Source organism: Streptomyces sp. NPDC090025 (genome assembly GCF_044748125.1).
In the GTDB taxonomy this organism is placed as follows: Bacteria; Actinomycetota; Actinomycetes; order Streptomycetales; family Streptomycetaceae; genus Streptomyces.
On record NZ_JBIVFL010000001.1, the window covers coordinates 796797 to 807104 of the forward strand.

General features: G+C 72.4%; 10 protein-coding genes. 7 read left to right on the forward strand and 3 right to left on the reverse strand.

Annotated elements, in window-relative coordinates:
- Positions 1 to 18: 18 nt before the first annotated feature.
- Positions 19 to 1623 (reverse strand): acyl-CoA carboxylase subunit beta, encoded by a 1605-nt coding sequence (locus ACIPXM_RS03815; RefSeq protein WP_401651583.1) that lies wholly within the window; start codon positions 1621 to 1623, stop codon positions 19 to 21.
- A 134-nt stretch (positions 1624 to 1757) separates the two neighbouring features.
- Between ACIPXM_RS03815 and ACIPXM_RS03820 the strand changes: the two genes are divergently transcribed.
- From ACIPXM_RS03820 to ACIPXM_RS03840, 5 genes are all read left to right on the forward strand, one after another.
- Positions 1758 to 2609: a biotin--[acetyl-CoA-carboxylase] ligase gene (locus ACIPXM_RS03820; protein ID WP_401651584.1), complete on the forward strand. Its 852-nt coding sequence runs from the start codon at positions 1758 to 1760 to the stop codon at positions 2607 to 2609.
- A gap of 312 nt (positions 2610 to 2921) precedes the next feature.
- Positions 2922 to 4082 carry an adenylate/guanylate cyclase domain-containing protein gene (locus ACIPXM_RS03825; RefSeq protein ID WP_401651586.1) on the forward strand — a complete coding sequence of 387 codons (1161 nt, stop codon included), beginning with the start codon at positions 2922 to 2924 and terminating at the stop codon, positions 4080 to 4082.
- Between the two features lie 53 nt (positions 4083 to 4135).
- Positions 4136 to 4942 (forward strand): enoyl-CoA hydratase/isomerase family protein, encoded by an 807-nt coding sequence (locus tag ACIPXM_RS03830; RefSeq protein WP_401651588.1) that lies wholly within the window; start codon positions 4136 to 4138, stop codon positions 4940 to 4942.
- Between the two features lie 131 nt (positions 4943 to 5073).
- Positions 5074 to 6189, forward strand: coding sequence for a diguanylate cyclase domain-containing protein (locus ACIPXM_RS03835; protein WP_401651590.1), 1116 nt, complete (start codon positions 5074 to 5076; stop codon positions 6187 to 6189).
- 440 nt (positions 6190 to 6629) lie between these two features.
- Positions 6630 to 7880: a hypothetical protein gene (locus ACIPXM_RS03840; protein WP_401651593.1), complete on the forward strand. Its 1251-nt coding sequence runs from the start codon at positions 6630 to 6632 to the stop codon at positions 7878 to 7880.
- Here the strand turns inward: ACIPXM_RS03840 and ACIPXM_RS03845 are convergent.
- Together ACIPXM_RS03845 and ACIPXM_RS03850 are read right to left on the reverse strand one after the other, a co-directional pair.
- Positions 7861 to 8892: a hypothetical protein gene (locus ACIPXM_RS03845; RefSeq protein ID WP_401651594.1), complete on the reverse strand. Its 1032-nt coding sequence runs from the start codon at positions 8890 to 8892 to the stop codon at positions 7861 to 7863. The genes ACIPXM_RS03840 and ACIPXM_RS03845 overlap by 20 nt on opposite strands.
- 143 nt (positions 8893 to 9035) lie before the next feature.
- Entirely contained in the window at positions 9036 to 9281 is a 246-nt protein-coding gene (locus tag ACIPXM_RS03850; protein ID WP_401651595.1) for a hypothetical protein, read from the reverse strand.
- 108 nt (positions 9282 to 9389) lie between these two features.
- On the opposite strand from ACIPXM_RS03850, the gene ACIPXM_RS03855 reads away from it, so the two are divergent.
- Together ACIPXM_RS03855 and ACIPXM_RS03860 are read left to right on the forward strand one after the other, a co-directional pair.
- On the forward strand, positions 9390 to 10211 hold the full coding sequence (locus tag ACIPXM_RS03855) for a Scr1 family TA system antitoxin-like transcriptional regulator (RefSeq protein WP_401651597.1): 822 nt from the start codon (positions 9390 to 9392) through the stop codon (positions 10209 to 10211).
- A partial coding sequence (locus ACIPXM_RS03860; RefSeq protein ID WP_401652485.1) for a DUF397 domain-containing protein occupies positions 10204 to 10308 on the forward strand: 105 nt, incomplete at its 3' end. The genes ACIPXM_RS03855 and ACIPXM_RS03860, both read left to right, overlap by 8 nt.

Sequence of the window (10308 nt, forward strand, 5' to 3'; positions counted from 1 at the left end):
TCGTCGGTCCTCCCGGGCCTAGAGTGGGATGTTGCCGTGCTTCTTCGGGGGCAGGGATTCCCGCTTGGTGCGCAGCTGACGCAGCCCCTTCACGATCTGCGGGCGGGTGTCGGACGGCAGGATCACCCCGTCGATGTAGCCGCGCTCGGCCGCGATGTACGGGTTGAGCAGGGTGTCCTCGTACTCCTGGATCAGCCGGGTGCGCACCGCCTCGACGTCCTCGCCGTTCGCCTCGGCCTCGGCGAGGGTGCGCCGGTGCAGGATGTTCACCGCGCCCTGCGCGCCCATCACCGCGATCTGCGCGGTCGGCCAGGCCAGGTTGAGGTCGGCGCCCAGGTGCTTGGAGCCCATCACGTCGTATGCGCCGCCGAACGCCTTGCGGGTGATGACGGTGATCAGCGGGACGGTCGCCTCGGCGTACGCGTAGATCAGCTTCGCGCCGCGCCGGATGATGCCGCCGTACTCCTGGTCCACGCCCGGCAGGAAGCCCGGCACGTCGACGAAGGTCAGCACCGGGATGTTGAAGGCGTCGCAGGTGCGCACGAAGCGCGCGGCCTTCTCGGAGGCGTTGATGTCGAGGCAACCGGCGAACTGCATCGGCTGGTTGGCGACCACGCCGACCGGGAGGCCCTCGACGCGGCCGAAGCCGGTGAGGATGTTCGGCGCGAACAGCGCCTGGGTCTCCAGGAATTCACCGTCGTCGAGGACGTGCTCGATCACCGTGTGCATGTCGTACGGCTGGTTCGCGGAGTCCGGGATCAGCGTGTCGAGCTCGCGGTCCTCGTCGCTCGCCTCGGTCTCGGCGGTCTCCGGGAACGCGGGCGGCTCGGAGAGGTTGTTCGAAGGCAGGTAGGACAGCAGGGACTTGACGTACTCGATCGCGTCCTTCTCGTCGCCCGCCATGTGGTGCGCGACGCCCGAGGTGGTGTTGTGGGTGCGGGCGCCGCCCAGCTCCTCGAAGCCCACGTCCTCACCGGTGACCGTCTTGATGACGTCCGGGCCGGTGATGAACATGTGCGAGGTCTGGTCGACCATCACCGTGAAGTCGGTGATCGCGGGGGAGTACACCGCGCCGCCCGCGCACGGCCCGACGACCAGGGAGATCTGCGGGATCACGCCGGAGGCGTGGGTGTTGCGGCGGAAGATCTCGCCGTACATGCCGAGCGCGGACACGCCCTCCTGGATGCGGGCGCCGCCGGAGTCGTTGATGCCGACGACCGGGCAGCCGGTCTTCAGGGCGAAGTCCATCACCTTGATGATCTTCTGGCCGTAGACCTCGCCGAGCGCGCCGCCGAACACGGTGAAGTCCTGCGAGAAGACCGCGACCGGGCGGCCGTCCACGGTGCCGTAACCGGTCACGACGCCGTCGCCGTACGGACGGTTCTGCTCAAGACCGAAGTTGGTGGAGCGGTGCCGGGCCAGCTCGTCCAGCTCCACGAACGAGCCTTCGTCGAGCAGCAGTGCGATCCGCTCGCGCGCGGTGAGCTTGCCCTTCGCGTGCTGCTTCTCGACCGCCCGCTCGGAACCGGCGTGGGTGGCCTCGCCGGTCCGGCGCATCAGATCCGCGATCTTGCCCGCGGTCGTGTGAATGTCGATCTCGTCGTGCTCTGCCGGCTCGGACATCGGGATGCGGCTCCCTGCCTGGTCACGGGGGGTTCGTTGACTACGAATGGGCTACTGCTGAGCTACTGACCCGTAGCGTATCGGCGTCGATACCGTTCGGCAGTGCGGCGTTTGCCACACCTACGCTGGCTTGCATGACGTCCTCCCAAGGCTCAGCGGGACACCGGTCCGACCTCGACCGCCCCCCGCTCGACGCTCCCGCACTGCGCAGCGCGCTCGTCCGCCCCGACGGCCTGTGGACCTCCCTCGACGTGGTCGACTCCACCGGCTCCACCAACTCCGATCTCGCCGCCCGCGCCGACGAACTCCCCGAGGGCGCGGTCCTCGTCGCCGAGGAACAGACCTCCGGCCGCGGCCGCCTCGACCGCACCTGGAGCGCGCCCGCCCGCTCCGGCGTCTTCGTCTCCGTACTGCTCAAGCCGGACGTGCCGGTGCACCGCTGGGGCTGGCTGCCGCTGCTCACCGGGGTGGCCGCCGCGCGCGGCCTCGGCGAGGCCGCGGGAGCCGACCTCTCCCTCAAGTGGCCCAACGACCTCCTTGTACGCGTCGACGGCGAAGAACGGAAGACCGGCGGCATCCTCGCCGAGCGGGCCGGCGCCGACGGCGTCGTCATCGGCCTCGGCATCAACGTCACCCTCCGCCCGGCGGAACTCCCGGTCCCGGCCGCGGGCTCCCTGCTGCTCGCCGGAGCCGCCGCGACCGACCGTGACGCGCTGCTCGTCGCCGTACTGCGTTCACTCGAACAGTGGTACGGCGACTGGGCCCGCGCCGACGGCGACCCCGAGCGCTCCGGCCTCCAGGCCGCGTACACCGCCGCCTGCGCCACGCTGGGGCGCCGGGTGCGGGCCGAGCTGCCCGGCGAGCGGGTGCTGGAGGGCGAGGCGGTGGCGGTGGACGGGGACGGGCGTCTGGTGGTGGAGACGGAGGGCGGCGGCACGGAGGCGGTGGCGGCGGGGGACATCGTGCATGTGCGGGCGGCGGGGTAGGGGCCTCGGGTACGGGGCCTGGCGGGGCCTGGGGCCGTCCGTCGTGGGTGCGGGGGCCGGGGTCTCCGCGGGGGTGGGCCCCCGCCCCGCCGGACGGGGAGGGTGAAGGTGGGTGGGGAAGCGGGTGGGCGGAGGTCCGCTCGGCCTCCGTCCGGCCGCCCCGGGGAGTGGGGCTTCACCCGTTCACCCGGCCGTCGCGGGCGTCCGGGGACGGGTTCCGGCGTGAGCCAGCACACACCTGCCGTATCGTGGACCGCGATCCACGCGACAGATCGGCAGGACAGTGGGCAGGGAACGGGCAGGAGGCGGCCGGTGACCGTCGACGACGCGAACAACGGCGGCGCGGCCGAACCAGCTGAACCAGCCGACCCACCCTCGGCCTATCCGACCCCGCACCATGTCGTCGACCACACGGCCGAGCCGACCGACGACCCGCTGGCGATCCGGCTCGAACAGCTGATCCTCGGCGCGGACCGCCGCTACACGCCCTTCCAGGCCGCCCGCACCGCCGGTGTCTCCATGGAGCTCGCCTCCCGCTTCTGGCGCGCGATGGGCTTCGCCGACATCGGCCAGGCCAAGGCGCTCACCGAGGCCGACGTGCTCGCGCTGCGGCGGCTGGCCGGTCTGGTCGAGGCGGGGCTGCTGAGCGAGCCGATGGCGGTGCAGGTCGCCCGGTCCACCGGACAGACCACCGCGCGGCTCGCGGAATGGCAGATCGACTCCTTCCTGGAGGGCCTGACCGAGCCCCCCGAGCCCGGCATGACCCGCACCGAGGTCACGTACCCCCTGGTCGAGCTGCTCCTGCCCGAGCTGGAGGAGTTCCTGATCTACGTGTGGCGGCGCCAGCTCGCCGCCGCCACCGGCCGCGTCGTGCAGGCGGCCGACGACGAGGAGATGGTGGACCGGCGGCTCGCCGTCGGCTTCGCCGACCTGGTCGGCTTCACCCGGCTCACCCGCCGCCTTGAGGAGGAGGAGCTCGGCGAGCTGGTGGAGGCGTTCGAGACGACCTGCGCCGACCTCGTGGCCGCGCACGGCGGGCGGCTCATCAAGACCCTCGGCGACGAGGTCCTGTACGCGGCGGACGACGCGGGCACGGCGGCCGAGATCGGCCTTCGCCTGATCGAGACCCTCGGCCACGACGAGACCATGCCCGCGCTGCGCGTGGGCATCGCGTTCGGCACGGTGACGACCCGGATGGGCGATGTCTTCGGCACCACCGTGAACCTGGCCAGCAGGCTCACCTCGATAGCCCCGAAGGACGCGGTCCTGGTCGACAGCGCCTTCGCGGAGGAGCTGACGAGGACCGGTGAGGCACCCGTCTCCGAGACGCAGGCCGCCGAGGAGGCCGCCCGCGCCGAGAAGGAGGGCGAACAGCCCCCCGCGTACCGCTTCGCGCTCCAGCCGATGTGGCAGCGCCCGGTGCGTGGACTCGGGGTCGTGGAGCCCTGGCTGCTGGGCCGCCGCCCGACCTAGGGGGTGTCCTAGGATCCCGGTGAACAGTCGTTAACCGGGAGGGTGTGTCGGTCATGTCCGAGCAGTCCGAGCAGTCCGAAGAGCGTTTTGGCGAGTTCGTGCTGGTGCGCAGGGCGGCGCACGTCGCCGAGCTGGTCCTGGACCGCCCCAAGGCGATGAACGCGGTCTCCTCGGAGATGGCCCGCTCGCTCGGCGCCGCCTGCGCCGCGCTCGCCGCCGACCCGGCGGTCCGGGTCACCGTGCTGACCTCGTCCAACGACCGGGCCTTCTGCGTCGGCGCCGACCTCAAGGAGCGCAACTCCTTCAGCGACGCCGAGCTGGTCCGGCAGCGGCCGGTGGCCCGCGCCGCGTACACCGGGGTGCTGGAACTGCCGATGCCGACCGTCGCGGCCGTGCACGGCTTCGCGCTCGGTGGCGGGTACGAGCTGGCGCTCGCCTGCGACGTGATCGTGGCGGACGCGACGGCCGTGGTCGGACTGCCCGAGGTGTCGGTCGGCGTGATCCCCGGCGGCGGCGGTACGCAGCTGCTGCCGCGCCGGGTGGGCGCGGCGCGCGCCGCCGAACTGGTCTTCACGGCCCGCCGGGTGGAGGCGGCGGAGGCCCGCGAGCTCGGTCTGGTGGACGTGCTCGCCGAGGACGCCCGTACGGCGGCCCTGGAGCTGGCCGGGCGGATGGCGGCGAACTCGCCGGTCGGCCTGCGGGCGGCGAAGCGCGCGATGCGGCTCGGGCAGGGGCTCGACCTGCGGGCGGGCCTGGAGGTCGAGGACGCGGCCTGGCGTTCGGTGGCGTTCTCGGGCGACCGGGCGGAGGGCGTGGCGGCGTTCAACGAGAAGCGCCGCCCGGAGTGGCCGGGCGAGTAGCCGACCGCCCGAACAAGCCCCCCAAGTCCCTCAAGCCCCCCTCCGGCCCCCTTTGTCACTATTTGCACGAAATGTCACTTACGGTGACGTCTCGGAAGGGAAAACGGACCAAACCTCCCTAAGCTGGAGGAATGGGAGAGGACGTGCGGCTGCGGGCGGTAGTGGCGCTGGCTCAGGCGATGGCGGCGGCGCACACTCCGCGGGAGTTCTGGCGGATCGCCGCGCTGGGCGCGGCGGAGGCGCTCGGGGGCAGCTTCGCGGCCCTGTCCGTCTGGGAGCGGGACCACGGCCGGTTGAAGGTCCTGGTCAACGCGGGGGACCGGGCGCCGGGCGAGGAGGAGTTCCCGGACGCGGAGACGTATCCGGTGCACCAGTTCCCGGAGATCACCGAGTTCCTGCACGAGCAGTGGGCGGGCGGCGGCGAGCCGGACGCCTGGGTGGAGACGGCGCAGGACCCGGTCCCGACCGGCCGGGTCACCGGCCTGTGGCGGCGCGGCCGGGGCAGCTGCGTGGTCGCGCCGATCGTGCTGCACGGGCGCGCGTGGGGCGAGTTGTACGTGGCGCGCCCGGCCGGCACCGAGCCGTTCGGGCGCGCCGACGCGGACTTCGCGACGGTGCTCGCGGCGGTCGTCGCGGCCGGGATCGCGCAGGCGGAGCGCCTGGAGGAGGTCCGCAAGCTGGCGTTCACGGACCCGCTGACGGGCCTGGCCAACCGCAGGGCGGTCGACACCCGGCTCGACGAGGCGATCGAGCGGTACCGGGCGGACGGCTCGGTGGTGAGCCTCCTCGTGTGCGACCTGAACGGCCTGAAGCGGGTCAACGACACCCACGGGCACGCGGTCGGCGACCGACTGCTGGAACGGTTCGGCTCGGTCCTCTCCCGGTGCGGGGCGATGCTCCCGGGGGCGCTGGCGGCGCGGCTCGGCGGCGACGAGTTCTGTCTGCTGACGGTCGGTCCGACGGCGGACGAGGTGGTGGCGGTGGCGGAGGAACTGTGCGTGCGGGCCGCCGAGCTGGAGCTGGGCGAGGGCGTGGCGTGCGGGGTCGCCTCGACGGGCGACCCGATCGGGCCCCTGAAGTCCGCCCGCCGCCTGTTCCGCCTGGCGGACGCGGCCCAGTACCAGGCGAAGGCCGCCCGCTCCAGCAAACCGGTGGTGGCGGGCCGCGACGGCGCGGTCATCCGCCTGGCCGACGCCCCACCCGGCACCCGCGACCGCCGCCGCTTCCGCGACGCGCCACCGGCGTGACGACAACCCGCGACGCCACCTCCCCCGACCCGCAGGGCGATGGCGCACCCAGGCCCGGTGAAGCGGTGGGCGGGGGTACGACGTGAGGGGGCCGGGGTCGCAGGTACGGGGTGTCCGGACGTAAAGGGCCGGAGCTCGCGCGGAGCGCGGCGAGGCACAGTCCGGACACCCCGTACCGGAGACCGCGGCCCCCGCCCCCACCACCCGGCCCCGGCCGCCCGTGCAGCGCCCCGCCCGCCCGCGCAGCGCCCCCGCGCAGCGCACCCGCACCGCCCGCCCGCGCCGCGCAACCCCGCGCCGCGCAACCGCTCACCCCGCAACCGCGCGCCACGCGCCCCCACCCGCGCCCCTTGCCGACCGCCCCACCCCTCCCTAGCATCCCCGGGCACCAAGGCCCCGCACCCGCCGGGCCCGCCACCACCGCCCAAGGGGGATACCCGATGCGCCGATTACGAAAGGGCCTGGCGTTCCTGGGGGCGTTGAGCCTCCTGCCCGTCCTCGCGGTCTCCGCGCACGCGGAGCCGTCCGAGTCCGCCGCCGCGTCCGGACCGCTCTCCGCCGACCGGATCGCCGCGCTCTCCCCGGAACGTCAGGCCGAGGTCCTCGGCCCGCTGCGGCTCGCCGCCGATGCCGCCGCGCAGGTCGGCCGGGGCGCGGCCTGGGCGGACCGCTACACGCAGGTCGAACTGGCCCCCGACTACCGCTCGGTGAACGTCTATCTGACCGATACGAGCCCCGCCCAGACCGCCCGCTTCCGGGCGGCCGCGCACCGCGCGAACCCGCAGGCGGACACCGGTCTCCTGCACGTCCGGCAGGCGAAGAAGTCCGCGAAGGCGCTGCGCGCGGAGATCGACGCCCTGACCCACCGCGCGAACCTCCCCTTCACCGTCTCGCTCGCGGGCTCGTCCCCGGACGGCTCGCGCATCCAGCTCTCCGTCGACAAACCGGCCGCGGCCCGCACCTATCTCGCCTCCCCGACGGTCACGGCGGCGCGCACGGCCGACGCCACCCCGGTGACCGTCAGCCAGGCCGCGCCCTCCGCGCCGCTCAACCGCTGGAACGACTCCTCGCCGTTCTACGCGGGCGCCGCGCTCGGTCCGGCGAGCGGCGACCGCTCGTACTGCACGAGCGGCATACCCGCGATCAGCACCTGGGACGGGCGGCAGTGGCTGGTCACGGCCGGGCACTGCTACAACGTCAACGACAACGTGTGGACGGCCGGCGGCACGTACATCGGCCAGGTCAAGTTCAAGAAGCCGGAGCTGGACTCCGTCTTCATCGAGACCCCGACGAACCGCTACACGTGGGACGGCGTCGACGCGGCGGGCTACACCCGCTACCTCAACGGCGTCCGGAACGTGGCCGTCGGTGACTTCACCTGCCAGCTCGGCTACAACTCCAAGGTCGTCTGCAACATCCGTACGGTGTACGCGGGCAACTCCAGCTGGGTCGTCAACGGGACGACGGTCTGGGGCAGTTACGGCGTCCCGCACAACGGCGGCATCGTCGGCCGGGGCGGCGACAGCGGCGGCCCGGTCATCTTCATCAACGACCCCAACTCCCGTCAGCTGAACGGCATCGTGAGCTACGGCTACGGATGCAACGCCAGCAAGGAGTGCAGCACGGGGCTCGCGTGGGTCGACGTGTGGTCGATCTTCAACGGCTTCGCGATCAAGCTGAACCCGTCCTGACCGTCCCAACCGTCCCGGCCGTGCCGGTCGTTCCGATCAGCGCGTCGGCGCACGGAGCGCACAACGTCTCCTCGCCGACCGGCCGGAACAGCATCGGCTGAAGGTGCGCGCCCTCGCACTCCCGGGCCTCCGCCAGCCGCGCCGAGACGCGCGGCCCGGCGGACGGCCCGGGAGCCGGGGGTGCCACCGAAGGCACCGGAGTCAGGGGCGTCACCTCGCGGAGCAGATACCGTACGAGCCCGCCGGGCCGGTGCACCGGCGTGCCGTTCCTCGGCAGGCTGCGCAGGATGTGGTCGTGCACGGAGGTGACGCTGTGCCCGGCGGTGAGCCAGCGCGCGGCGAGGCGGGCCAGTTCGTCGCGCATGCCGCGCGGGATGAACCGCAGGGCGGGGGAGAGGAGGGGCAGCGCACCGATGAGGCCGAGCCGGGCCTCCTCGGGGATGCCCGGCTCGGCCTCGGAAATCTCCGCCTCGGGAACCTCCGCCTCGGGAACCTCGGCCTCGGGAACCTCCGCCTCGGGAGCCTCCGGCCCACCCCCGCCCCCGCCCTCGCCCTCCGTCTCGGCCGGACGGTTGGAGGTGTCTTCGACAGGGTCTTTCTTTGGAGGACCGTCGGTGCCCGGGGTGGTCGGCTCACCGACCGCCGGAACCCGGGGACCCGGTGCCACCTGGTGCGTTCCCGGTGGACGGCCGCCGAGCAGCTTCGCCGCCTCCGCGGCGCTCAACGGGCGGTTGGACACGAGCTGTCGGGTCTCCCACCGCCCGCCGGGGCCCTGTGTCCGCAGCTCGTGGACGAAGCCCTCCGCCATCAGCTGTCGCTTGGCCCGGGTGAACGCGCACCCTCGGATCCCGGCGCGCTCGGCCGTTCGGGAGAGTGATTCCCTGGCGCCTTCCGGGAGCGAGAGCTGCCAGGTCAGGAGCCGCACGGCGTCGGAACAGAGCCGGGGGTGCCGGATGATCTCGTGGTCGAACGGGGTGAAGCAGCGCGAGGGCGCGATAAAGTGCCGGTACATCACGGGTGGAGTCCTGTCCACTGGTGGTCGAGGCCCTCGTGGATGGTTCCCGCCATCGCGAGGGCCGTTCAATGCGGCGAACGTACCGCACGGCATATGCCCGAAACGCCACGTCGAGTGAAAATCCCTCGTGTGAGTGACGATCAGTCATCACCCGCTGTCTGTACGGGGGTTCGCCGCTCGGGAGACGTGCTGATGACCCGTACGGCTCCGCGCGGCGTCAGACTCTCCCGCTCCTGCGGACTCGCCGTCCAGCACTGGTCGACGGCCGCCTGCCACACGTATCCGCTGGGTCGGACCAGGATCAGCGTGTCCGCGTGCACGCAGTGCACTTCGCCCGTGAGGGCCCTGGTCGCGTCCGTCACGATGTCGCCCTGCCGGTACCTCATCACGCTCCCTTTCTGATGGATCTCCTCGACTACCCCTTCACGATGGCGCGGACGCCCCTACGCTCACCAGGAGTTGGGTTCCGGCGTTGCGGGTGAGGAACGAGGCATATGCCAGGGGCAAAGGAGTTGGATCCGGGGGAGAGCATCGAGCAGTACCTCGGGAACGCGGTGCGGGAAGCGCGCCTCGCGCTGGGCCGGGACTGGACCCAGGCGGTCGTGGGGGCGAAGGTCTTCAGCAGCGGGAGTCGCATCTCGGAGGTCGAGCGCGGCGAGGACCCGCCGGACCGGGAGCTGGCGCGGAAGCTGGAGATCGTGCTGGGGCTGCCGCCGGGGACGCTGGTGAACCTGGTCAAGATCCTGACCGAGCAGAACGTCCGCGACTACGCGAAGACGTACATGCGGCGGCAGCTCGAAGCCACCGCGATACACGAGTTCTCGATCGTGGTGCCGGGTCTGCTCCAGACCGCCGACTACGCGCGCGCGGCGATGGAGGCCGGACTGGCCGGTGACGCGGGCCAGATCGGCGACTTCGTACGCCGACGGCTGGAGCGTCAGACGGTGCTCGACGGGCCAGAGCCGCCCTGGATGGTGATCGTGCTCGACGAGGCGTGCCTGCGCCGTGACCTCGGGGGCGGCCGGGTGATGCGCGAGCAGATCGAGCACCTGCTGGCGATGTCCGACCGCCCCAATGTGAACCTCCAGGTACTACCCCTGCGGGGGTCCCCGGTGGCGGGCTCCCTGGCCCTCCTCACCCTCCCCAGGGGTGGGCGTGGTGCGTACACCGAGGGTTTCAACACCGGCAACTACACTGAAGATCCGGCCGAGGTGATGCAGTTCCAGCGTGTCTATGATCTGTTGCAACAGGGTGCGTTGGGCGTGCGGGCGTCCCTCGAACTGATGCGTGCTATCGCGAAGGAACATCATGAGTGAGACCTCACCGAACTGGCACACCAGCAGCTACAGCGGTAACACCAACGACGCCTGCGTCGAGGTCGCCGACAACGCCCCCCACCTCGTCCGCGTCCGC